The 23,642-nt window shown below is 72.6% G+C and carries 22 protein-coding genes; 2 read left to right on the top strand and 20 right to left on the bottom strand.

The window, feature by feature from the left end:
• The 19 genes from mtrB to PSU4_RS26225 all read right to left on the bottom strand — a co-directional run.
• Positions 1-1,423, bottom strand: a 1,423-nt coding sequence (mtrB, locus tag PSU4_RS26315; protein ID WP_147114061.1) for an MtrAB system histidine kinase MtrB, incomplete at its 3' end; no start/stop codon positions are given.
• Between the two features lie 52 nt (positions 1,424-1,475).
• Entirely contained in the window at positions 1,476-2,153 is a 678-nt protein-coding gene (gene mtrA / locus PSU4_RS26310; RefSeq protein WP_098958387.1) for an MtrAB system response regulator MtrA, read from the bottom strand.
• A gap of 34 nt (positions 2,154-2,187) precedes the next feature.
• Positions 2,188-2,844 (bottom strand): dTMP kinase, encoded by a 657-nt coding sequence (locus PSU4_RS26305; RefSeq protein ID WP_147114058.1) that lies wholly within the window; start codon positions 2,842-2,844, stop codon positions 2,188-2,190.
• Positions 2,845-2,947: 103 nt separating this feature from the next.
• Positions 2,948-3,406, bottom strand: a complete 459-nt coding sequence (locus PSU4_RS26300; RefSeq protein ID WP_246115354.1) for an NUDIX domain-containing protein — start codon at positions 3,404-3,406, stop codon at positions 2,948-2,950.
• 28 nt (positions 3,407-3,434) lie between these two features.
• Positions 3,435-4,946, bottom strand: coding sequence for an adenosylhomocysteinase (ahcY, locus tag PSU4_RS26295; protein ID WP_147114052.1), 1,512 nt, complete (start codon positions 4,944-4,946; stop codon positions 3,435-3,437).
• Between the two features lie 377 nt (positions 4,947-5,323).
• Entirely contained in the window at positions 5,324-6,637 is a 1,314-nt protein-coding gene (locus tag PSU4_RS26290) for an MFS transporter (RefSeq protein ID WP_147114048.1), read from the bottom strand.
• A gap of 37 nt (positions 6,638-6,674) precedes the next feature.
• Positions 6,675-7,361, bottom strand: coding sequence for an alpha/beta hydrolase (locus PSU4_RS26285; protein WP_147114045.1), 687 nt, complete (start codon positions 7,359-7,361; stop codon positions 6,675-6,677).
• On the bottom strand, positions 7,358-8,059 hold the full coding sequence (locus PSU4_RS26280) for an SRPBCC family protein (protein ID WP_246115356.1): 702 nt from the start codon (positions 8,057-8,059) through the stop codon (positions 7,358-7,360). The genes PSU4_RS26285 and PSU4_RS26280 overlap by 4 nt, the downstream gene beginning before the upstream one ends.
• Positions 8,059-8,379 carry an NIPSNAP family protein gene (locus PSU4_RS26275; protein WP_147114038.1) on the bottom strand — a complete coding sequence of 107 codons (321 nt, stop codon included), beginning with the start codon at positions 8,377-8,379 and terminating at the stop codon, positions 8,059-8,061. The genes PSU4_RS26280 and PSU4_RS26275 overlap by 1 nt, the downstream gene beginning before the upstream one ends.
• Positions 8,380-8,388: 9 nt before the next feature.
• Positions 8,389-9,273 (bottom strand): FAD binding domain-containing protein, encoded by an 885-nt coding sequence (locus tag PSU4_RS26270; protein ID WP_147114033.1) that lies wholly within the window; start codon positions 9,271-9,273, stop codon positions 8,389-8,391.
• A complete protein-coding gene (locus PSU4_RS26265; RefSeq protein ID WP_147114030.1) occupies positions 9,270-10,253 on the bottom strand; it encodes an amidohydrolase family protein in 984 nt (327 codons plus the stop codon). Before PSU4_RS26265 ends, PSU4_RS26270 begins: the two co-directional genes overlap by 4 nt.
• On the bottom strand, positions 10,250-12,682 hold the full coding sequence (locus tag PSU4_RS26260; RefSeq protein ID WP_147114027.1) for a xanthine dehydrogenase family protein molybdopterin-binding subunit: 2,433 nt from the start codon (positions 12,680-12,682) through the stop codon (positions 10,250-10,252). Before PSU4_RS26260 ends, PSU4_RS26265 begins: the two co-directional genes overlap by 4 nt.
• Positions 12,679-13,191, bottom strand: coding sequence for a (2Fe-2S)-binding protein (locus PSU4_RS26255; RefSeq protein WP_147114024.1), 513 nt, complete (start codon positions 13,189-13,191; stop codon positions 12,679-12,681). Before PSU4_RS26255 ends, PSU4_RS26260 begins: the two co-directional genes overlap by 4 nt.
• Positions 13,184-13,993 carry an alpha/beta fold hydrolase gene (locus PSU4_RS26250; protein ID WP_147114021.1) on the bottom strand — a complete coding sequence of 270 codons (810 nt, stop codon included), beginning with the start codon at positions 13,991-13,993 and terminating at the stop codon, positions 13,184-13,186. The genes PSU4_RS26255 and PSU4_RS26250 overlap by 8 nt, the downstream gene beginning before the upstream one ends.
• A complete protein-coding gene (locus PSU4_RS26245) occupies positions 13,990-14,808 on the bottom strand; it encodes an ABC transporter ATP-binding protein (protein ID WP_147114018.1) in 819 nt (272 codons plus the stop codon). Before PSU4_RS26245 ends, PSU4_RS26250 begins: the two co-directional genes overlap by 4 nt.
• 4 nt (positions 14,809-14,812) lie before the next feature.
• The gene (locus PSU4_RS26240) at positions 14,813-15,682 is read right to left on the bottom strand and encodes an ABC transporter permease (RefSeq protein ID WP_147114015.1); all 870 of its coding nucleotides are present in this window, start codon (positions 15,680-15,682) and stop codon (positions 14,813-14,815) included.
• Positions 15,679-16,692: an ABC transporter substrate-binding protein gene (locus PSU4_RS26235; protein ID WP_147114012.1), complete on the bottom strand. Its 1,014-nt coding sequence runs from the start codon at positions 16,690-16,692 to the stop codon at positions 15,679-15,681. The genes PSU4_RS26240 and PSU4_RS26235 overlap by 4 nt, the downstream gene beginning before the upstream one ends.
• Positions 16,693-16,695: 3 nt before the next feature.
• Positions 16,696-17,460: an IclR family transcriptional regulator gene (locus PSU4_RS26230; RefSeq protein ID WP_186817192.1), complete on the bottom strand. Its 765-nt coding sequence runs from the start codon at positions 17,458-17,460 to the stop codon at positions 16,696-16,698.
• Between the two features lie 182 nt (positions 17,461-17,642).
• Positions 17,643-18,932, bottom strand: a complete 1,290-nt coding sequence (locus PSU4_RS26225) for a glutamate mutase L (RefSeq protein ID WP_147114006.1) — start codon at positions 18,930-18,932, stop codon at positions 17,643-17,645.
• A 166-nt stretch (positions 18,933-19,098) separates the two neighbouring features.
• Between PSU4_RS26225 and PSU4_RS26220 the strand changes: the two genes are divergently transcribed.
• Both PSU4_RS26220 and PSU4_RS26215 read left to right on the top strand, forming a co-directional pair.
• On the top strand, positions 19,099-20,739 hold the full coding sequence (locus tag PSU4_RS26220; protein WP_147114003.1) for a long-chain fatty acid--CoA ligase: 1,641 nt from the start codon (positions 19,099-19,101) through the stop codon (positions 20,737-20,739).
• Positions 20,740-20,953: 214 nt separating this feature from the next.
• Positions 20,954-22,039 (top strand): YeiH family protein, encoded by a 1,086-nt coding sequence (locus tag PSU4_RS26215; RefSeq protein ID WP_147114000.1) that lies wholly within the window; start codon positions 20,954-20,956, stop codon positions 22,037-22,039.
• Here the strand turns inward: PSU4_RS26215 and PSU4_RS26210 are convergent.
• Entirely contained in the window at positions 22,036-23,562 is a 1,527-nt protein-coding gene (locus tag PSU4_RS26210; RefSeq protein ID WP_147113997.1) for an amino acid permease, read from the bottom strand. The genes PSU4_RS26215 and PSU4_RS26210 overlap by 4 nt on opposite strands.
• Positions 23,563-23,642 lie beyond the last annotated feature (80 nt).

The following is a 23,642-nucleotide window of genomic DNA, read 5'->3' as shown; positions in this document are numbered from 1 at the left end:
GGCAGAACCGGTTGAACACAAGGCCGGCCTCGCCGGGGCGCAGCCCGACACCGTGGTCGCGCACCGCGACGGCGACACCGACCGCGTCGCCGCGCAGGGTCACCTCGACGGGGCGGCCCTCGCCGTGGTCGAGGGCGTTGGCGACGAGGTTGCGCACGATCCGCTCGACGCGCCGGGAGTCGACCTCGGCCATCACGTCGGTGGGCAGGTCGAGCACGAGCGGGGTGCCGCTCTCCTCGGCGAGCCCGCGGACGGCCTCGACCGCCCGGGACACGACATGGTGCATGTCGAGCCGTTCGGCGCCGAGCTCGGCGACGCCGGCGTCGAGGCGGCTGATCTCGAGCAGGTCGGCGAGCAGGGCCTCGAAGCGGTCGAGCTCGGTGACCAGCAGCTCCGAGCTGCGGCGCAGGGCGGGGAGGAGCTCGTCGCGGGAGGCGTAGAGGACGTCGGCGGCCATGCGGACCGTCGTGAGGGGGGTGCGCAGCTCGTGGGAGACGTCGGAGGTGAAGCGGCGCTGCAGTGCTCCGAACTCCTCGAGCTGGCGGATCTGGCTCTGGATGCTGGAGGCCATCTCGTTGTAGGACTCGCCGAGCCGCGCCATCTCGTCGTCGCCGCGGACGGGCATGCGCTCGTCGAGGTGCCCGTCGGCGAACCGTTCGGCGACCTCCGCGGCCTGCCGCACCGGGCGCACGACCTGCCGCGTCACCAGGCTCGTGATGGCCGCGAGCAGGATGATCAGTACGAGCCCGGAGACGATGAGCGTCGACTGCACGAGCCCGAGCGTCCGCTTCTCGGCGTCGAGCGGGAAGAGCAGATAGAACTGCAGGTCGCGGCCCGCGGTGGTGACGGGCTGGCCGATGATCAGCGTCGGGGTGTCGCCGACGGTGACGTACTTGCGCGCGAGCCCGCCCGCGGCGACGGCTGCGGCGATGTCGGCGGGGATGTCGGCGACGGTGCCGGCCGACACGGGCGCTCCGGACGCGCCGGGGGTGTCGCCGGTGGTCAGGACGGCCCGGAACTCACCGGCGGTGGGCGATCCGGGCTGGTCGGCGATGCTGGAGTTGGTGAGCTGCTCGAGCGCGTTGGTCAGCGTCGCCTGGGCGCCCTCGCGGTCGGGGTCGACCCCGGAGAGGTCGCGTTCGAGGACGCCGCGGGCGGCTTCGGTCTGGGCGACGGCGGCGTCGAACTTCCCCTGGACGAGACGGTCCGCGATCTGGGTCTGCAGCACGAGGCCGAGGACGAGGACGACCGCGGTCGACAGGGCGAGCGTCGACATGGCGACGCGCAACTGCAGCGAGCGCCGCCAGGCCGCGGCGAAGGCGTTGCGGACCTCGACGACGCCCAGCCCGGTGGCGTGGACGACGGCGCCGACCCGTTGTCCCGGGCCCGTCCGCCCGATCCTGCGCCCGGCCCTGCCGAGCATCCCGGCGGTGGCGCGGGCGGCGTCGATCAGTCCCACGGCCGGGGCCGGGCGATCACGGCGGGCCGGCCTTGTACCCGACGCCACGCACCGTCAGGACGACCTCGGGGTGTTCCGGGTCGCGTTCCACCTTGGAGCGCAGGCGCTGGACGTGCACGTTGACCAGCCGGGTGTCGGCGGCGTGCCGGTAGCCCCACACCTGTTCGAGCAGCACCTCGCGGGTGAACACCTGCCGCGGCTTGCGCGCCAGCGCGACGAGCAGGTCGAACTCCAGCGGCGTCAGCGCGATGGGCGCCCCGCCGCGGGTGACCTGGTGGGCGGGGACGTCGATGTCGACGTCGCCGATGGAGAGCTGTTCGGCGGGCTCGTTCTCGACCCGGCGCACGCGGGCGCGGATGCGGGCGACGAGCTCCTTGGGCTTGAACGGCTTCACGACGTAGTCGTCGGCGCCGGACTCCAGCCCGAGCACGATGTCGACGGTGTCGCTCTTGGCCGTGAGCATCACGATCGGCACGCCGGACTCCGACCGGATGGCGCGGCAGACGTCGATGCCGTTCATGCCGGGCAGCATGAGGTCGAGCAGTACGACGTCGGGCCGCAGTTCGCGGACGGCGGGCAGCGCTTTCGTCCCGTCGCCGACGACGGCGGTGTCGAAGCCCTCCCCGCGCAGAACGATGGTCAGCATCTCGGCCAGTGCCGGGTCGTCGTCGACCACCAGAACGCGCGACTTCATGTGCGCAGCATCCCATCACCCTGCGACACGCCGGTCAGGGGCTCGGCTCGCGCCCGGTGACGCGGGCGGCGAGGGCGGCGGCGTCGACTCGGGCGGTGCCGTCGACGACCGCCCACTCCGAGAGCCACGACGTCGCCGCGAGCCGGGCGTAGACGGCGCCGGTGCGGGCCTGGAGGTCGTCGTCGGACTCGTAGCGGTCGCGCTCACGGCCGGCTTCGGTCTGCGCGCGGCCGACGGCACGCTCGGCGGCGATCGCGCGGGGGACGGAGAGGAACAGCTGGAGGTCCGGGACGGGCAGGCCGAACCGCTCGATCTCCAGCGCACGTACCCATTCGACGATCTCGCCGGACGCGTCCTGGTGCAGTCGTGCGGCGTTGTAGGCGGCGTTGGAGGCGACGTAGCGGTCGACGATCACGACGTCGTTCGCCGCGAGCAGGTCGCAGATCACCGGGATCGCGGCGCGCCGGTCGAGCGCGAACAGCACGGCCATGCCGTGGACGGAGTCCGACAGGTCGCCGAGCCGCCCGTAGAGGGCGTCGCGGGCCAGCTCGGCGTGGACGTCGTCGTCGTAGCGCGGGAACGCGAGCCGGGCCGTCGACGCGCCCTGCGCGGCCAGGGCGGCGCACAACCCGTCGGTCAAGGTCCGCTTGCCGGCCCCGTCGAGCCCTTCGATGACGATCAGCCGTCCCACGCCGCGGACCGTACCGGGCGAGGCACGACGACGATCCCGCCCACCGCACGTCAGGGGTCGTGAGTGGCAATAGTCGCTATAGCGACTATTGCCGCTCACAGGGTCAGAGCGTCCGGACCGCGGGCCAGCTCGCCGCGAACCCGGGGTGCAGGGGGGCGTGGTCGAGGTCGCGGACAGGTGTCCAGGCGAACTCGTCGCTCTCCAGGCCGCGGACGGCGACGGGGACGAGAGCGGGCAGCCACAGGGCGACGGTGGTGTAGGTCCAGCCGCCGTGGTCGTCGACGAACTCGCCGGCGGCGGTGATGGCGGTGACGTCGAGGTCGGACTCCTCGGTGACCTCCCGGCGGGCCGCGGCCTCGGCCGGCTCGCCGAGGTCACGGGCCCCGCCGGGAATGCCCCAGGTGCCGCCGTGGTGGCTCCAGGAGGCGCGGTGCTGCAGCAGCACCCATTCGGTGCCGCCGGGGTCGCGGTGCCGGGCGAGCAGGCCGGCCGCACCGTGAATCCCCCAGTGCTTGTGGCCCTGGGCGCAGTACGTCCAGCCGTCGCCCGACGTGGTGGGCACGGCCCCGGCGGTCACCTCGCGGCGCCGATCAGTAGCGGTAGTGCTCGGGCTTGAACGGGCCCTCGACGTCGACACCGATGTACTCGGCCTGGTCCTTGGTGAGCGTGGTCAGCTCCCCGCCCAGGGCCTCGACGTGGATCTTCGCGACCTTCTCGTCGAGGATCTTCGGCAGCCGGTAGACGTCCTTGTTGTACTCCTCGTGCTTGGTGTACAGCTCGATCTGCGCGATGACCTGGTTGGCGAAGCTGTTGCTCATCACGAACGACGGGTGGCCCGTCGCGTTGCCCAGGTTCATCAGCCGGCCCTCGGACAGCACGAGGATGGTGTGCCCGTCGGGGAAGATCCACTCGTCGACCTGCGGCTTGATGTTGACCTTCTTGATGCCCGGGATTCGGGCGAGGCCGGCCATGTCGATCTCGTTGTCGAAGTGCCCGACGTTGCCCAGGATCGCCTGGTGCTTCATCTTCGTGAGCAGCTCGACGGTGACGATGTCCTTGTTGCCCGTCGTGGTGATGACGATGTCGGCGCGGCCGATGACGTCCTCCAGCCGCGCGACCTGGTAGCCCTCGAGCAGCGCCTGCAGCGCGCAGATCGGGTCGACCTCAGCGACGATGACGCGGGCGCCCTGCCCGGCCAGCGCCTCGGCTGAGCCCTTGCCCACGTCGCCGTAGCCGGCGACGACGGCGACCTTGCCGCCGATGAGGACGTCGGTGCCGCGGTTGAGCCCGTCGACCAGCGAGTGGCGGATGCCGTACTTGTTGTCGAACTTGCTCTTGGTGACCGAGTCGTTGACGTTGATCGCCGGGAACAGCAGCAGCTCCTGCTCGGCGAGCTGGTAGAGCCGGTGCACACCCGTGGTGGTCTCCTCGGTGACGCCGCGGATGTCGGCGGCCACGCGCGTCCAGTACTGGCCGTCGGCGGCCAGGCTGCGGCGCAGGGCGTCGAGGATGATGCGGTACTCGTCGGCGACGGTGAGGTCGTCGTCGTCGACGGTGGGGACGGCGCCGGTCTTCTCGAACTCGACGCCCTTGTGCACGAGCAGGGTGGCGTCGCCGCCGTCGTCGAGGATCATGTTCGGGCCGATGACCTGGCCGTTGTCGTCACGGAACTTGAACAGCTGCTCCGTGCACCACCAGTACTCCTGCAGCGTCTCGCCCTTCCAGGCGAAGACGGGCACGCCGGCGGGCGCCTCGACGGTGCCGGTGGGGCCGACGACGGTCGCGGCCGCGGCGTGGTCCTGGGTGGAGAAGATGTTGCAGCTGACCCAGCGGACGTCGGCGCCCAGCGCGGTCAGGGTCTCGATCAGCACCGCGGTCTGCACGGTCATGTGCAGGGAGCCGGCGATGCGGGCGCCGCGCAGCGGCTGGGTGTCGGCGTACTCACGGCGCAGCGCCATGAGGCCGGGCATCTCGTGCTCGGCGAGCCGCAGCTCCTTGCGCCCGAAGTCGGCAAGCTCCAGATCGGCGATGGCGAACTCCAGGCCGTTGCGCTCCTGGCGCCGCGCTCCGGGGTCCGTCGTCGTCGTGTCGGTCACGCTCATCGGGTGGTCAGTCCTCCTCGTGTGCCGCGTGGGTGCGGCGGTGTTCCGTCCTGGGTGCGGTGGGAGCGGCGTGTGCGATCCGCGACGCCGCGGCGGAGGAGGACGTCATGCGGGCGGCCTCCTCCGACGAGTGAGGCGCCCTTTCGTTCAGCAATGGCCCGGTGGTCGAGCGTGGCGGACACGGGTCCGTCGCAGCGCCCCTCGACACCGACTCAGCGATCGCGTCGTCCAGCTTCGTCGCCGGAGACGCCCGGTGTCAACTCGCGCCCCGACGGGCCGGTGTCGGCTCGCTCACGGGCCGGCCGGTGCGACCGGGCACGGCGGTGCCCGGTCGCACCGGTCCTCGCGAACCACTGCGGTAGCGGTTCGCGGGCGGGTCAGGACGTCGGCACGACCCGGGTGAACGCCAGGGTGGCGGTCAGCGCGACCAGCACCACGACCACGATGTAGATCCCGACGACCATCGACGTTCCCGTGGCCGCGACCAGCGCCGCCGCGATCAGGGGCGCGGGTGCTCCGCCGACGAGCGTCGCGATCTGGTAGCTCATCGACGAACCACTGAACCGCACCCGGGCCGGGAACAGGGCACTGATCATCGTCCCGATCGGCCCGTAGGCGGCTCCGCTGCCGATCCCCAGCAGCACCATCGCCGGCAGGTAGGCGGCGGGGACGCCGGTGTCGATGAGCGGCACCCCGATCGCCGCGGCGACCGCCAGCCAGATCAGCCCCGCGATCAGTACCCGACGCGCCCCGAACCGGTCCGACAGCGGCCCGGTGGCGAACATCCCGATCAGGCACGCGACCGTGGCCGCGAGTACCGCGATCAGCGCGGCCAGGCGGCTGAGCTGCACCGTCGTGGTCATGTAGGTGAGCATGTGGACCGCGAAGATGTAGAACGACATGACGCCGGCCAACGGCAGGCCCGCACCGACGAGGACGGCGCGCGGGTGGTGGCGCAGCACCTCCAGCAGCGGCCGTGAGCTGCGGTCGCGCTCGCGGGCGAGCTCCGCGAACGCCGGGCTCTCCGAGACCCGCAGGCGCAGGAAGAAACCGACCCCGATGAGGACGGCGCTGGCCAGGAACGGGATCCGCCACGCCCACTCGGTGAACGCGGGCCCGGCGAGGCCGCTGGTGAGCAGGAAGGCGATGTTGCCCAGCAGGAGCCCGCCGGGCGCTCCCATCAGCGGGAACACCCCGTAGAGCCCCCGCCTGCCGGGTGGGGCGTGCTCGACCGACATGAGCACCGCGCCGCTCCACTCCCCGCCGAGGGCGAGGCCCTGCAGCAGCCGCAGCACCACGAGCCCGATCGGTGCCCAGACCCCGATCTGGGCGTAGGTGGGCAGCACCCCGATGCCGATGGTGGTGACACCGACGACCATCAGGGAGACCACGAGCATGGCGCGACGGCCGATGCGGTCGCCGTAGTGGCCCATCACGACGCCACCGATCGGCCGGGCGACGAACCCGGCGAGGAACGTCCCGAGCGCCGCGAGGGTGCCGGCGGTGGCGGAGAACGACGGGAAGAACTGCGGCCCGAACACGAGCGCGGCCGCGGTGCCGTACAGGAAGAAGTCGTAGAACTCGACCGTGGCGCCGATGAAGCTGGCCGCCGCGGCCCGCCGACGCTGCACGGCGGTGGGGGGTGGGGGCGTCGTCGTCGCTGCCGTCGACGTGCTCGCCGATGTGCTCATGCTGGGGGTCTCCACGTTGAGATGAGGACGTGCGGGGTCAGACGAGGTCGAGCAGGACGGAGCCGACGGCGCCGGGTTCGGAGACCATCGCCATGTGCGCGGCGTCGAGGTCGACGACGCGATCGGCCGCCGCGGACATGCGGCGCTGGTCGGCGAGGTGGATCGCCCGGTCCTGCAGGCACACGACGTAGGTCGTGCCGTGGTCGCGGGCGGGTGGGGTGGCGCCGGCGGCGAAGCTGGCGGCCGACTGCAGCTGCAGGCCCTTCCGCAGCGGCGCGAACTCCTCGGGCGACAGGTCCGCGGCCAGGACCGCGCGGGCGATCGCCTCGTCGTCGGTGACGGCGATCGTGCCGTCGTCACGCACGTCCAGCCACGCCTCGGGGTGCGCGGACCGGATCTGCAGCAGGGACTCGGTGGCCTTCGGCCAGAACGCGGCGAGGTAGACCGTGTGCCGGATGGCCGGGTGGTCGGCGACCTCCGTCACGGGGAAACCGCCGTAGGAGTGCGCCACGAGCACGACGTCGTTGACGTCGTCGAGGTCGTCGAGCAGGTCTCGGAGGTGGGCGGCGTCGGCGGCGAGGTCGCCGAGGCCGTCGGGGCGCGGTCCGGTGCTGGGCAGCTCGGCCACCTCGACGCGATGGCCGTTCGTCCGCAACGTCGCCGCCACCTCCGCCCAGATGTCACCGGTGCACCACGCGCCGTGCACGAGCACGAATGTCGTCATGAATCACTCCTTCGTGGATGGAACTCCCCGTGCCGCCGTCGGCCGGTGGAGCGGCCGAGCACGAGCCCGACCAGGAGACCGGCCGCGGCACCGGCGAGCGGTCCGGCGGCGCGCTTGAGCATCGGCAGCACGACCAGCCGGACGGCGTCGAGCTGGTCGTCGTCGGCGGCGGCCCCCGCCGGGATCTGCGCCGGCGCCGTCGCCGTCGCGGAGCCCTGCGCCGGGGCCGCGGTCTGGGCCGGCGCCGTGTGCTCACCGGCCGCGATCATGCGCTCGAGCCTGCGCACGAACTCGGTGAGCATCGTCGCGCTCACGTCGGCGAGCAGGCTGCGCCCGAACTGCGCGGCCCGCCCGCTGATCGCCAGCTCCGTCGTGACCTCGACGAGCGTCGAGTCGCCCTCGGGCTTGAGGAGCATCGTGATGACCGCGGTGGCGGTGCCGCTGCCCTTCTCCTCGCGGCCACGGGCCTCGATCACGGCCCGGTGGTCGACCTCGTCGAGCTCGACGAACGTCGCCGTGCCGCGGTACTTCGCGCTGATCGGTCCGATCCGGGTCGCGAGCCCCCCGTCGTAGCGGCCGTCGACGGCCGAGTCGAGGTGGGCCCCGGGCAGGCACCGGGCGACCGTCGGGAGGTCGGTGAGGATCGTCCAGGTCTGGTCGACGGGCAGCGGGACACGGAACTGGTGGTCGAGATGCATCACGGGGCACTCCAGTAGGAGACCGGCTCGAGGGTGCGGCTGAGCATGTCGGCCACGATGGGACCGTCCTTCTCCGACGCCTTCTTGACCTGCTGCCAGCGCGGGTCGTCCTGGAAGGCGGCCCAGGCCCGCCGCTGCGCGGCTGCGTCGTCGAACCGGAGGAGGTAGACGATCCGGGCCGGGTCGTCGCGGTCGGTCCAGAAGCCGAGCGGCTCGATGCCGTGTTCGGCGAACAGCGACAGCGTGTGGTCGGCGAAGCGGGCGTGGAGCTGCTCCACCGCGTTCTCGTGGGCCACGTACTCGCGGAGCTCGTAGATCATGGTGTCCTCTCAGGCCGCGCGGTGGGCGTGGCCGGTCGCGCGTTCGACCGCGGTGGCGACGACGCGTCCCAGCAGCACGCCGGCGACGTCGCGGCGGTAGTCGGCGGTGGCGTGCAGATCGCCGCTGGGGGCGATGACCGCGCGGGTGGCGTCGGCCGCCGCGTCGAGGTCGAGGTCGGCCGGTGGCACGCCGGTCAGCAGGGTCTCGGCCTCGGTGGCGCGGTGCGGCACGCCGGCGATGCCGGTGAGGGCGATGCGGACGTCGACGACCACGCCGTCGGCCACGGTGACCTGGGCCCCCGCGCCGACGAGAGCGAAGTCGCCCTGCCGGCGGCCCACCTCGGTGAACGCCGCCCCGGTGCCGCGGGCCGGGCGGGCGACGTCGATGCCGGTGAGGATCTCGTCGACCTCCAGGGCCGTCACCAGGTTGCCGACGAAGAACTCGGCGGCGGGGATCCGGCGGACCCCGCGCGGCCCGGCCGCGACCATGACGGCGTCGAGCGCACGGATCACCGCGGGGAGCTCGGCCGCCGGGTCGCCGTGCGCGATGCTGCCGCCGACGGTGCCCCGCGCCCGGACCGGTTTGTGCGCGACGAACGGGAGCGCCGCCGCGAGCAGCGGCGCGTCCTCCGCGACCGCGCGGGAGGCCTCGGCGCGGGCGTAGGTGACCATCGCACCGAGCGTCAGCCCGTCCGTGGTGCGGCGGGTCGTGCGCAGCGTGGTCAGCCGGCCGAGGTCGACGACGTGTTCGGGGCGGGCCAGCCGGAAGTTCAGCAGCGGCAGCAGGCTCTGCCCGCCGGCGAGCACTTTCGCGTCGTCGCCGTGCTCGGCGAGCAGGGCGATCGCCTCCGCCAGGGTGGTCGGGCGGTGGAGGTGGAAGTCGATCGGCTTCACGAGCCGTCGCCCAGGAACAGCCGCCGTGCGTTCTCGCCGGTGAGCATGACGCGCTGCGCGTCGGGCAGCTTCGCGGCGTCGACGACGGCGCCGGGTTCGAGGTCCCCGATCGGGAACGGGTAGTCCGAGCCCATCAGCACCCGCTCCGGACCGGCCTTCTCGACGAGGAAGCGCAGCGCGTCGGAGTCGAAGACGACGCTGTCGAAGTAGAGGTGGGCGAACGACTCGAGCGGGTCGCGGGTGGCGTCCGGGTGCAGGAGGTGGTTGCGCACCAGCCGCCCGAGCACGTACGGCAGCGCCGCGCCCGCGTGCGCCACGACGATCCGGGCGCCCGGGTAGCGCGCGGGGATGCCCGCGTAGAGCATCCGGGCCAGCGCGACCGTGGTGTCCTCGAGCCGGGCCAGTCCGTTGACCAGGCCGAAATCCTGGTAGCGGGGGCTCGCGCCGGCGAACCCGGGGTGCAGGAACACGACGGCACCGGTCTCGTCGGCCGCTTCCCAGAACGGGCGCAGCGCGTCGTCGGCCAGCTCGGTCGCGCCCGCGCGCGTCGCGATCATGACACCGGGCAGCCCGGCGGCACGCTGGGCGCGCAGGGCGGTGGCGGCGCGGGCCGCGTCCTGCAGCGGCACGGTCCCGAGGACGACCTGGCGCTCCGGCACGGCCGCGGCGCGCAGCCCGTCGGTGAGGACCTCCGCCCAGTCGGCGCCCTCGTCGGCGGGCAGGTCGTAGCCGAAGATGTCCAGCCAGCCGCCGGTGACCTGCAGGTCGATGCCGTTGTCGGTGAGCCAGGCGAGCCGGCGGGCGTTGTCGGTGAGGCCGGGTGCGACGGGACGGGTGGGCGCCCCGCCCCCGAACGCGACGCGGAACGTCTCCTCGTGCGCGGTCACCTCGATCGACGGGAACCGGACCGCGCCGCTGTGCAGGTCCGCCAGCAGGGACCGGGGGACGAGGTGGGCGTGGGAGTCGATGACGACGGTCATTGGGGTCCTTCCTCGCGGGTCGCGCGCAGGGCCGACCAGATGTCGCTGGGGGTGATGGGCAGGGAGTGGACGGGGGCGGCACCCCGCGCGGTGAGCGCGTCGTTCACCGCGCCCGCGACGGCCGCGGGCGCTCCCATGTAGCCGGCCTCGCCCGCGCCCTTCTGCCCGAACGTCGTGTAGGGCGAGGGTGTGCAGTGCTCGACGTCGACGATGTCGGGCACCTCGTGGGCGCTGGGCAGCAGGTAGTCGATGAACGACTGGGTGAGCGGCTGGCCGTCGGGGTTGAAGGCGAACTGCTCGTAGAGGGCGACGCCGATGCCGTGCGCCGTTCCCCCGTAGACCATGCCGCGCACGACCTCGGGGTTGAGCACCGTGCCGCAGTCGTGGCCGATGACGTAGTCGCGCAGCTCGACCTTCGCCGTCCCGGGGTCGATCTCGGCGAGCACCACGTGGACCTCGAAGGAGTAGCACGGGTAGAGCTGGACCGTGCCGTCCGGCTCGGCGAGCGTGCCCGACCGCGGGGTGTGGGCGACGTGGACGACCTCGAGCCCCGGCGAGGCGCCGGGCGGGAGCAGGTGCTGCTTGCGGTGGGCGATCGCGACCAGGTCGCGCCAGCCGACGGCCGCGTCGGGGTCGGCGTGCGCGACGACCGAGCCCCGGTCGTAGCGGACCTCGTCGGGCGCGAGACCGAGCTGGTGGGCGCCGATGGCACACAGCCGCGCCTTCAGCTCGTCGGCGGCGCCGCGGATCGCCTGACCGAGCACGATGGCCATCCGGCTGCCGACGGGGCTCTGCGACGGGAAGCCCGCGAGCGAGTCGGCGCGCAGCACGGTGATCCCGGCCGGGTCGACGCCGAGCTCCTCGCCGACGAGCGTGGCGACCATCGTGTCGTGGGACTGGCCCGCCGAGGAGATCGAGACGACCGCGGTGACCGCGCCCTCGCCGTCGACCCGGATCCGGCACCCCTCGGGGAAGGTGGTCTTGTCGTTGCGCGGGTTCATGACGTTCTCGAAGATCGCGTTGCCGCCGCTGGGCTCCAGACACGCGGCGAACCCGATACCCGCGAGCCCACCCTCGGCCCGGACCGCGTCCCGCCGCTCGATCAGCGCCGGGAGGTCGGCCGCCCGGACCGCCTTGTCGACGACGGCCGGGTAGTCGCCCGAGTCGTACTCGGTACCGCTCGGGATGCGGTACGGGAACTCCTCGGGCTGGATGAAGTTGCGACGGCGCAGCTCCAGCCGGTCCATCCCGAGGTCGCGGGCCGCCGCGTCGACCGCGGCCTCGATGGCGTAGTTGGTCGGCGACTGGCCGAAGCCGCGGACGGCGACCTGACCGGTCTTGTTCGTCGTCACGGCGGTGGCGTTGTACTCGACGCTCGGGATCCGGTACGGGCCGACGATCGCGCCGATCGGCTTGGCCAGCTGCAGCGGCGACCGGCCGGGGTAGGCGCCCTCGTCGTCGATCACGTCGATCCGCAGGTGGGTGAACTCGCCGTCGGCGGTGTAGGCGAGCTCGACCTCGAAGACGCGGTCGGGGCCGTGGAAGTCGCCGCCGTGCATGTTCTCGCTGCGGTCCTCGATCAGCTTCACCGGCGCGCCCAGCCGGCGGGCCAGGAAGCCGGCGAGCACGCCGTGCTTGATCCCGCGCTTGACGCCGTAGCTGCCGCCGACGTCGATGTCGAAGTGCACGCGCACCTGGTTCGTCGGGATCCGCAGTGCGCCCGCCAGCTGGTCGGGGAACTGCGGCATCTGGATCGAGGCCCAGACGTCGAGGAGCTCGCGGTGCGGGTCCCAGGCCGCGACGACGCCGAACGTCTCCAGCGGGACGGTCGAGTTGCGGTTCCAGCGGGTGCGCACCGTCGTCGTGGCACCGGCCCGCGCCCGGCCACCGGCGACGTCGCCCCACGCGAACTCCCGGTGGGCCATCACGTTCGTCCCGTGTGTGGGGTGCACCAGCGGGGCGTCGGCACGCGCGGCGACCTCGGGGTCCATGACGTGCGGGAGCGGCTCGTAGTCGACGACCACCAGCTCGGCGCCGTCCTCGGCCAGCGCCCGGGACTCCGCGACCACCGCGGCGACCCACTCCCCCGCGTAGCGCGTGGCGTCGACGGCCAGGGGGCGCCACTGCACCTCCGGCACGTCGAGGTACTGGCGCAGCGGCTCGGTGGACTTCGCCAGCTCGGCGCCGGTCAGTACGGCGACGACACCGGGGAGGGCCAGCGCCTCCGCCACGTCGATGTCGACGATCCGGGCGTGCGGGTGCGGGCTGGTGACCAGCCCGACGTGCAGCGTGCCCGGCGGGGTGACGTCGGCGACGTAGCGCCCGCGGCCGGCGACGAACCGCCGGTCCTCCCGCACCCCGGCCTCCTGCGAGAGGTAGCGGTGCGCGTCGGGAGCCGCGGCGGCCGGCGCGCTCGGGGTGGCCGTCACCGGGCACCCCCGGCGCCCGTCGCGGCGCGGGCGCACCGGGCCTCCTCGACCGCGCTGCGCGCGGCCTCGCGGATCTGCACGTATCCCGTGCAGCGGCAGATGTTGCCGCCGATGGCCTCGTCGATGTCCTCGCGGGTCGGTTCCTCGACCGTGTCGACGAGGGACTGGACGGCCAGCACCATGCCCGGCGTGCAGAACCCGCACTGCAGGGCGTGGGAGCGGCAGAACGCCTCCTGGACGGGGTTGAGGTTCCCGTGCTCGTCGGACAGGCCCTCGATCGTGGTGACGCTCTCGCCGTCGGCCTGCGCGGCCAGCATGATGCAGGAGCGGACCGGCGTGCCGTTGAGGAGGACGGTGCAGGCACCGCAGACGCCGTGCTCGCACCCGAGATGGGTCCCCGTCAGGTTCAGCTCGTCGCGCAGGAAGTCGGCGAGGCTGGTGCGGGCGGCGACGGTGGCCCGCCGGCTCCGGCCGTTCACGTCGACGGTGACCTCGTGGGTACTACCCATGCCGGTGTTCTCCTTTCCCCGTGACCGATTCGTCGAGGAACTCGGCGGCAAGACGCGCGAACGCGCCCGGGTTGTCGATGTTGGACAGGTGCCCGGCGTCGGGGACGACCGCGAGGCGCGCACCGGCGATCCCGTCGCGGATGGTCTCCGACAGGGCTCGGGGCGTCTTCGCGTCCCGGTCGCCCCACAGCACCAACGTCGGTGCCGCGACGCGGGGAAGCAGGTGGGTGATGCGGACACCGAAGCAGGCCCGGACAGCGGCAGCGTAGTCGCCGGGTGTCATCGCGGCGATGGCCCGGCGGACGGTCTCGGCACCGGGCGGGACCGGGTCGGCGAAGGTGTCGGCGACGTAGCGGTCGGCGACCTCGGCCATCGGCAGGGTGTCGGCCTGCCCCGCGAGCTGGGCGATCTTCGTCGCCGCGACGTCGGGGGCGAGCTCGACGAAGCTGTCGGCGACCACGAGCGACCGGACACGTCCGGGGTGGGCCGCCGCGAAGGCGACGGCCTGGATGCCGCCCAGCGACACCCCGACCAGGGACACCGTGTCGATGGCGAGCTCGGCCAGCAGGGCGTCGAGGTCCTCGACCCAGCCCTCGACGGAGACGGTGAGCCCCCCGGGCGAGCGGCCGTGGCCGCGCGAGTCCGGCACGACGAGGTCCCGGCCCGGGCGCAGCCGCTCGACCACCGCGTCCCACATGCGGCCGTCGGCGCCCAGGCTGTGCATGAGCACCACCGGCGCGGCTCCGCCGCCGCCGCCGTCGTGTCTCTCGTGGGCGAGGACGATCCGTCCGGTCGCTGTCACTGGGCTCCCGCCTGTGCGATGTCGGTGTTCGGCGCCGCTGCGGCGCCGGGGTCGAGTTCGGCGGAAGGATTCATCGCGCGCAGCACCCGTGCGCGCAGTGCGGCGGTCTCCTCCGGCGTGGCGTCGGTCGGCAGGAGCACGTCGTCGGCGAGGTGGCCGGGCGGGCGCAGCACGAGGACGCGGTTGCCGAGCGAGAGCGCCTCGCCGATGTTGTGGGTGATCACGACGCCGGTCTTGCCCCCGGCCCGGACCAGCTCGACGAACTCGGCGCGCAACGTCTGCGCCGTGATCTCGTCGAGCGCGGAGAACGACTCGTCGCACAGGATCAGCTCGGGGTCGACGGCGAAGGCCCGGGCGAGGGAGACCCGCTGGCGCTGCCCGCCGGAGAGCTGGTGCGGGTAGGCGTCCTCGCGGCCTGCCAGCCCGAGCCGGGCGAGCCAGTCGCGCGCGGTGGCGTCCCAGGTCGGTTTGGGGACGCCGGCGAACTTCATGCCGATGCAGACGTTCTGCAGCGCCGTCCGCCAGGGCAGCAGGCGCGCGTCCTGGAACACGACGGCGACGCGCTTGCGGAACCACTCGAAGTCGCGGTGCGGGTCGTGGTCCTGGACGCGGACGACGCCCGCGGTGGGCGGGAACAGCCCGAGCGTCAGGTTGAACATGGTCGACTTCCCGCACCCGGTGACCCCCACGACGGAGACGAGCTCACCGCGGCCGATCCTGAAGTCGAGATCGCTGATGGCGCTGTGCCCGGGGAAGGTCTTGGACACGTGGTCGAAGGCGATCACGGTGTCGGGACCGGTGGTGGACGCGGTCATGGGGTCATCCCTTCGCAGCGGCGGGCGCGGACGGAGCGGGCCTGCGCCGGGCCGCTGCCCGCCCGGCGCCCCGGTAGCGCAGCGCCGATGCCTCGATCGCGTCGATCAGGGCCTGCAGCAGCAACACGCAGAAGGCGAGCAGCAGCGTCCAGGAGACGACCGAGGCCATGTCGAACAGCTGCTGCGCGGACAGCAGCTGCGCCCCGACACCGACGGTCGCGCCGACGAGCTCGGCGATCAGCACCATGCGGATCCCGAGCCCGAGGTTGACCTTCCAGGCGGTGAACAGGCCTGGCGTGATCGCGGGCAGCGTGACCTCACGGAACATCGAGAGCGCGGTGGGCCGGAACGAGCGGGCCATGTCGCGCAGCTCCGGCGGGATCGCCCGATAGGAGTCGTAGGTCTGCAACGCGAAGCCCGGCAGCGTCACCAGCACCATGACGAACAGCACCCTGGTCTCGACGTCGGCGAACCAGATCACGGCGATGATCACCCAGGACAGCGACGGAATTCCCTGGACGAACCGCACGATCGGCAGCAGGTAGCCACCGGCGGCCGGGAACGTCCCCGCCAGCAGCCCGACACCGAGGCCGACCGCGAAGGAGACGACGAGACCCACCCCGACCCGCGCCAGCGTGGTCAGCAGGTTCGCCAGCTCGTCGGGCGTCGAGAGCGTGGTGCCCATGGCCGCGAGCACGTCACCGATCCGCGGCACGGTGTACGGCTCGGTCACCATCGATGCCAGCTGCCAGACCACCAGGAACCCGACGATCAGGACGAGGATCTTCGGGTCGGCCAGCCGTCGCCACAACGGCGGTCTCCCGGGCTCGGATCCCGACGAGGACACTGCACTGCCGGTCTTCGGCGAGGTCATGAAAGCCCCTTGTAGACGATGGAATCCGGTGGCGTCCGCGTCAGGTAACCGGTGCTGCGCCCGGCGTCGAACACCGCCGCGATGTCACGGACCATCGACGCGGCCGGTGCGACGTGCAGCTTCAGCCGGGTCGGGTCCTCGATGAGCTTCTGCAGCGTCGCCGCCTTGCCGTTCGGCGAGGCGGCGGCGATGACGGCCGCGGCGTCGGCGGGCTGCGTGGTCGTGTACTGCGCGGCGTCGCGGTAGATGGCGAACAGGGTCCTGGCCTCGTCGGGGTGCGCGGCAGCCCATTCGCCGCGCGCCGCCAGGCCGAGGTACGGGATGACGTCGGTGCCGAACTCCGACTTCCAGTTGTCCAGGCCGATGTCGATCGCGCGAATGTCCGGCTTGCGCGCCCGCAGCGAGGTGTAGGCGGGCTCCCAGATCTCGGTCGCGTCGGTCCTGCCGATCAACGCCATGGTCGAGAGCCCGGCAGGGGTCTGGTTCATCAGCTCGACCTCATCGAGGTCGAGCCCGTTGCGGCGGGCGAACCACTCGAACATCGCGTGGTTGGTCGTCCCGGTCGCGGCGGCGAGCCGTCTGCCGGGCAGGTCGGTCAGACTGCGGATGCCCGGATCCGAGGTCACCACCGCGGAGAAGTAGTCGAACAGGTTGAACAGGTAGGTCACGTCGACCTGACGTTCGGTGCGGAGCGCTTCGGAGAGCAGCGCCGCACTACCGCCGACGTCGTGGTGGCCGGCGAAGAACTCGGTGTTGTAGTTGTCCGGGGTCGTGAAGCTGAACCGGATCGGCAACCCGTGGTCGCGGTCGATGCCGCGCGCCATGATGATCGCCGGGAGGAACGCGCCCAGCGACGGCGGCTGGAACGCCAGGACGCTCACCCCGCCGGGGGGCGCCGCGTTCCCGCCGCCGCAGCCGCTGAGGGTCAGCCCGGCGCCGAGCGCGGCAGCTGCGCCGAGGAAACCGCGTCTGCTCAGCGGACGCTGCGCCGCGGCAGGGGTCCGGACCACGGGTCACCCGTCCTGGTTCGTGGCAGGGGCGAGGACGGCGCCTCCGAGCGCCGTGGTCACCGCCGCTGCCGCGGCCAGTACCCGGCTCCTCAGGTCGTCGAACCGCTCGGGGCCGAAGCGGTGCTCCGGCATGCACAGTCCGACCGAGGCGACGACGCGGCCGGTGTAGTCACGGACGGGCCCGGCGATCCCGCCCACCTCGTGGCGGTAGCTGCCGTGGTTGACGGCGTAGCCGGTGCGGCGGACCTCCGCGAGCAGGTCGCGGAGCTCGGTGGCGTCGGTGATCGAATCCTCGGTGTAGGCCGGCAGGGGCTCTGCGAGCACGCGGTCGATCTCGTAGGCGTCGCTGTAGGCCAGCAGCACGCGCCCGGTGGCGACGCAGGTGGCCGGGCACCGTCTGCCGACGTAGGTGCGGGCGACCACCTGGTGCGGGCTCTCGAGCTTGTCGATGTAGATGACGTCGCCCTGCTCGTACACACCCAGGTGCACGGTCTCCTTGGTGTCCTCGTTCAGCGCGAGCAGGTGCGGCGCGGCGACCATGCGCATGTCGAGGTTCTGGGCCCACAGGCTGCCCAGCTCGAAGCAGCGGATGCCCGCGGCGTAGCGACCGTCGCGCTCCTGGGCGACGTACCCACGGGCCTGCAGCGTCTGCAGGATCCGGTGCAGGGTGCCCTTGGGGATCGCCGTCTGCGCCGCGATGTCGGCGAGCTGCTCGGGCTGGCCCCGCGTCACGAGGTGTTCCAGCACGTTCAACGCGCGATCGATCACGCTGTCAGGAACGGAACGGGATTCCATGTTCGCTATCTATTCAGAACGGCGCACCAAGTGTCAACACGTCGAACGCGGGGAACGGCCTCGCCCACCCGTGACGCTTCCCACGCCGCACCGGGCGTCCCCGGGGTCAGCGCGCCCGGCAGGGGAACGCCGTCGACGCGGAGGGGGGCCGGGACTCAGCCCAGCACGTGGTCCTGCAGCAACGCCTCGGCCAGGTCGACCCTGCCGTCGGCCGCGAGCAGGCCCGCCGGCCCCAGAACGATGTCGTTGTCGACGACGATCCGCGCGCCGTCGAGCACCGGCGCCAGTGCACGGTCGGCCCGCAACGTCGCGACGACCGCGCGCAGCCCCCCGTGGTCACGCTGGCGGAACACCCCACCCGAGAGGACCACGACGTCCGCGGCCCCGACGTCGGGCGGGCCCGCCGCCAGGTGCCTGCGCACCGCGACGGCCGCCGCGAGCGCCGCGATACGACGGTCCTCGGCGGCCCCGCCCGCATCGTCGGGAACCCACCCGGGCTCGGCCGCCATCCGTTCGACGGCCGGGGCCAGCAGGTCGGCCTCCACCGGGTCGACGAGACCCTCGGCCTGCCCCTCGGTCAACACGCCCTGGGCGGCGCTGCGCATGCCCAGATCCCCCTCGACGGTGCAGCGCGCCTCGCCGTCCGGACCGGCGAGGTGCACCGCCGTCGTCGCCGACCCGACGTCGACCAGCAGCACCCGCCCGCCGGTGACGCGGGCCAGCTCGGCGGCGCCGCGCGACACCGCGTCGGGCGTCGCGAGCTGCACCATCCGCCGGAACCGCGGGGCGGCCGACGGCCCACGCGCCCCGATGACGTGCCCGGCGAAGACGTCGGCGACGGCCCGCCGCGCCGGCTCGGCCACGACCGTCCCCACCTCGGGGGCGACGTTGTCGCACACGACGACCGTGCGGCCCGTCGCACGCAGCAGCGCGTGCGCGTCGTCGCGGGCGGCGGCGTTGCCCGCCAGCACGATCGGGTACCGCACGCGGGCCCTGGCGAGCCGGCCGGCGTTGTGCAGCAGGACCGACGGGTCGTCGCCGTCGACCCCGCCCATCAGCAGCAGGGCGCCCGGCCGGTGCCCCCGCACGACGCGCACGTCCTCCGCGCTCAGCGCGCCCACGTGCACGTGCACCACGCGCGCCCCGGCCGAGCGCGCGACGCGGTGCCCGGCCTCCGTCGCGGCCAGGCCCTCGGTACCGATGACGACGAGCCGCAGCCCGCCACCCGCCGACGACGACGCCAGCACCGTCGGCTCCTCGCCCGTCCGGGCCGCCGCGGTCACCGCGCCCACGGCCGCGTCAACACCCGCGAGGACGTCGGCGGTCGTCGTCGGGTGCTCGGCGAAGCCGTGGATCGCCCCGTCCGACCGGACCAGCACGGCCTTCGTCCAGGCCGAGCCCACGTCGAGGCACACGGTGGCGCCGGCGAGGCGGTCCGGGGTCATGGCCGACGATCCTACTGGTGCGCGCGCCGCGGGCCCGTCGAACGACGCGGGCACCCGAGGAGGACGGCAGGGCGACGATCGTGGGCCGATGTCCGATCCGCCCGGGCCCGGTACCGTGCTGGCGATGGTGGCACCGAGGCCGCCGGATGCGCCGTCAGGAGGTTCCATGCGCGGGCTCATGCAGGACAGGCCGCTCTCCTTGCCCCACGTCTTCCATCGCGCCGAGCAGTTGTTCGGGCACAAGACGATCGTGACCGCCACCGTCACCGGCCGCACCCGCACCACGATCGCGGAGTGGGCGGTCCGGGTGCGCAGGCTCGCCACCGCGCTGGACACGCTCGGCGTGAGTGCCGACGGCCGCGTCGGCACCTTCTGCTGGAACACCGCCCGCCACCTCGAGCTGTACCTGGCGGCGCCGTGCACGGGCCGCGTGCTCCACACGCTGAACATCCGGCTCTTCCCCGAGCAGCTCGTCTACATCGCCGAGCACGCCGCCGACGAGGTCGTCTTCGTCGACCGTTCGCTGCTCCCGCTGCTGCTCCCGCTGATCGACAAGATGCCGACGGTGCGGCGCTACGTCGTCATCGACGACGGCGCCGACCACGCCGTCCCCGACGACGAGCGCTTCCTCGACTACGAGGAGCTCCTCGCGGCGTCGGAGCCGTTCGAGGGCCGTTTCCGCGTCGACGACGAGAACACCGCCGCGGCGATGTGCTACACCTCCGGCACCACCGGCAACCCGAAGGGTGTCGTCTACTCGCACCGGTCGTCGGTGCTGCACTCGTTCTTCACCCTCACCACCGACGGGCCCGCGCTGTCGGAGCGCGACGTCGTCATGCCGGTCGTGCCGATGTTCCACGCCAACGCCTGGGGCCTGCCGTACGGCATCCTGATGGCCGGCGCGGACACCGTCTTCCCCGGCCCGAACATGACCCCGGACGCCATTCTGGAGCTGCTGGCGTCGGAGAAGGTCACCGTCACCGGTGGCGTCCCCACCATTTGGATGGGTGCACTTCCGAAGCTGGGCGAGCACGACCTGTCGTCGCTGCGGACGATCCTGTGCGGCGGTTCGGCGGTGCCGCGGTCGCTGTCGGAGGCCTACCGCGAGGCCATCGGCGTCCCCATGTTCCAGGCCTGGGGCATGACCGAGACCAGCCCGATCGCCACCACGGGCACCGCCCGCTCGCACCACGACGAGCTCGACGAGGACGGCCGTGCCGACATGCGTGCCCGCCAGGGCCACCCGGTGCCGCTGGTCGAGCTGCGGATCGTCGACCCGGAGACCGGCGAGGAGCAGCCCTGGGACGACACCGCGACCGGCGAGGTGCAGGCCGCCGGGCCGTGGATCGCGTCGGAGTACTACCGCGGCGAGGGTGGCGGCGCGCAGTTCACCGAGGACGGCTGGCTGCGTACCGGCGACGTCGCGAGTGTCGACCGCTACGGCAGCTTCCGGCTCGTCGACCGCACGAAGGACCTGATCAAGTCGGGTGGTGAGTGGATCTCGTCGGTCGAGCTGGAGAACGAGATCATGGCCCACCCGGCGGTCGCCGAGGCCGCGGTCATCGCGATCCCCCACGAGAAGTGGGTGGAGCGGCCGCTGGCGTGCATCGTCGTGAAGCCGGGGCAGTCGGTGACCAAGGACGAGCTGGTGGCGTTCCTGGAGCCGCGGGTGGCGAAGTGGTGGCTGCCCGACGCGGTCGAGATCATCGACGAGGTGCCGAAGACGTCGGTGGGCAAGTTCTCGAAGAAGACGTTGCGCGACAAGTTCTCCGGCTATCGGATCGACGCGCCCGACAGCACCGGCTGACGCACACCGTCCCCGAAGCACGGCCCGTACCGCACCTCGCGGTACGGGCCGTTGTCGTCGAGGCCCGAGCAGGGCGCCGCCTCCGGTGACGTGTTCTTCCCCCTTCACTCGGCCGATCGACCTGCCGTACGCTAATGTCCATACATTTACCGCACCCTGTCCTACCCAACGGACAGGTTGTACGGACAGCGGCGGCAGCGGCATCGGGGGGCGGATGAGCACCTGGGCGAACCACTCCGGGAACGCGTGGCACTGGCCGAAGCCCGCCTGGCTCGACGCGGGAACGCGCAAGGGCCGCCGGACCGCCCCCGGCCTCGCACTGGCCGTCGCCGTCGCGGTGCTCGCGACGGCACTCGGCCGGCTGGTGCCGGTCGTCGGCGGGCCGGTGTTCGCGATCGTCCTCGGCGCCGCGGCCGGGGTGCTGGTCAAGCCCGGCGACCGGCTCGTCCCGGGGATCGACGTCGCCGCCAAGCCCGTGCTCCAGCTGTCGATCGTCGTGCTCGGCACCGGACTCTCGCTGCAACAGGTCGTGCAGGTCGGGGCCGGGTCGCTCCCGGTCATGGTCGGCACGCTCGCCGTCGCGCTGGGCGGTGGCTGGCTGCTCGGCCGCGCCCTGGGCGTCGGCGGCGGGACCCGGATCCTGATCTCCGTCGGCACCGGCATCTGCGGCGCCTCGGCCATCGCGGCCACCACCGCCGTCATCGACGCCAAGCGCCACGAGATCGCCTACGCAATGGGTACGATCTTCGTCTTCAACGTGGTCGCCGTCCTCACCTTCCCCGCACTCGGGCATCTGATGGGCATGAGCGACCAGGCGTTCGGCCTGTGGGCCGGAACGGCCGTCAACGACACGTCGTCGGTCGTCGCGTCGGCGCTGTCCTACGGCGGGGACGCGTCGTCGTACGCGATCGTCGTGAAGCTGACGCGCACCCTGTGGCTGGTCCCGATCGTGCTGGCGCTGGCGTTCTGGACGGCCCGCCGCTCCACGGGGTCGGAGCCGGGCGGTTCTGCGCGCAGCCTCCGCGACGTGCCATGGCGACGCGTCGTCCCGCTGTTCCTGATCGGCTTCCTCGCCGCGGCGGCGCTGTGCTCGCTCGGGTTGATCCCCGACGCGTGGCACCCGACGTTGTCGCTGATCGGGACCTTCCTGATCACCGTCGCGCTGGCCGGGGTCGGACTGACCCTGCGGCCCGCCGAGATCCGCGGCGCGGGCGCGCGGCCGCTGCTGCTCGGTGGGCTGCTGTGGGTCGCGGTGGCCGGGGCGAGCCTGGGCCTGCAGGCGCTGACCGGGACCCTTTAGCCCTTCTCCGCCTCCTGCTCCTTGCGCACCCGGGAGTGCGTGCGCCCGTAGGCGACGTAGACGACGACACCGATGATCATCCACACGACGAACCGGATCCACGTCTCGACCGACAGGTTCAGCATCAGCCACACGCACGCCAGGACCGCGAGGACCGGCACCAGCGGCACCAGCGGTGTGCGGAACGAGCGCTCCAGGTCGGGCCGGGTGCGGCGCAGGATGATCACCCCGATCGCGACGAGCACGAACGCGAACAGCGTGCCGATGTTGACCATCTGTTCGAGGTCGCCCGCCGGGAAGAACGTCGCGCCGACGGCCACGAGCCCGCCGACGATGAGGGTCGCCCGCGTCGGCGTGCCACGTGAGCCGGTGCGCGCCAGCGACCGCGGGAGCAGGTTGTCGCGGCCCATCGCGTAGATGATCCGGACCTGGCCGAGCATCAGCACCATGACGACGGTCGTGAGGCCGGCGAGCGCGCCGACGGCGATGACCGTCGCCGCCCAGTCGACGCCGACGTCGGAGAACGCCGTCGCGAGGGTGGCCTGCGTGCCGTCGGGCTTGTCGGCGAGCTGGGTGTACTTGACCATGCCGGTCAGGACGAGGGAGACGCCCACGTAGAGCACCGTCACGATGGCGAGCGAGCCGAGGATGCCGCGCGGCAGCGACTTCTGCGGGTTCCTCGTCTCCTCCGCCGTGGTGGCGACGACGTCGAACCCGATGAACGCGAAGAACACGACCGACGCCGCCGCCAGCAGCCCGTAGATGCCGAAGTTGCTGCTCCCGGCGCCCCCGAACAGCGACAGCAGCGACTGGGTCAGCCCGCTCTCGCCCGGCTCGGCGGGCGCAGCGGGCGGGACGAACGGCGTGTAGTTGGCGGCCTTGACGTACCCGATGCCGACGATGATCACCAGCAGCACGATGGCGACCTTGATCGTCGTGAACACGAGGCTGACCCGGCTGGAGAGCTTGGTGCCCAGCGCGAGCAGCGTCGTCAGGACGACGACCAGCAGCAGCGCGCCCCAGTCGAAGGTGAACGCCCCGCCGAGGGAGAACTGCGTCGGCACGTCGAGCCCGAACTGCCCGAGCGTCTGGTCGAGGTACTTCGACCAGCCCTTCGCGACGACGGCACTGCCCACCGCCAGCTCGAGGATCAGGTCCCAGCCGATGATCCAGGCGACGATCTCGCCGAACGTGGCGTAGGAGAACGTGTAGGCGCTGCCCGCGACAGGCACCGTCGACGCGAACTCCGCGTAGCACAGCGCCGCCAGCCCGCAGGCCACCGCGGCGATCACGAACGCGATCGACACCGACGGCCCCGCGACGTTGCCGGCGGTGCTCGCGGTGATCGTGAAGATGCCCGCTCCGACGACGACGGCGACGCCGAAGACGATCAGGTCCCAGGTCCCGAGGTCCTTGCGCAACTTGCTGTCCGGGTCGTCGGTGTCCTTCATGGACTGCTCGACGCTCTTGATCCGGAACACCCCGCTGCGCTGCGTCGCGGGCCGCACGTCCTCCGCCGTCATGAGACGAGGACGCTACGCCCGTGAGCCGTCGTCGGCATTCGCTGGCGAAGGGTTGCGGCGGGGCCCGCCGATCAGGCCAG

Origin of the sequence: Pseudonocardia sulfidoxydans NBRC 16205, from assembly GCF_007989085.1 — a bacterium.
GTDB classification, from domain to species: domain Bacteria; phylum Actinomycetota; class Actinomycetes; order Mycobacteriales; family Pseudonocardiaceae; genus Pseudonocardia; species Pseudonocardia sulfidoxydans.
This window is presented reverse-complemented; position numbering and strand designations above follow the sequence as displayed.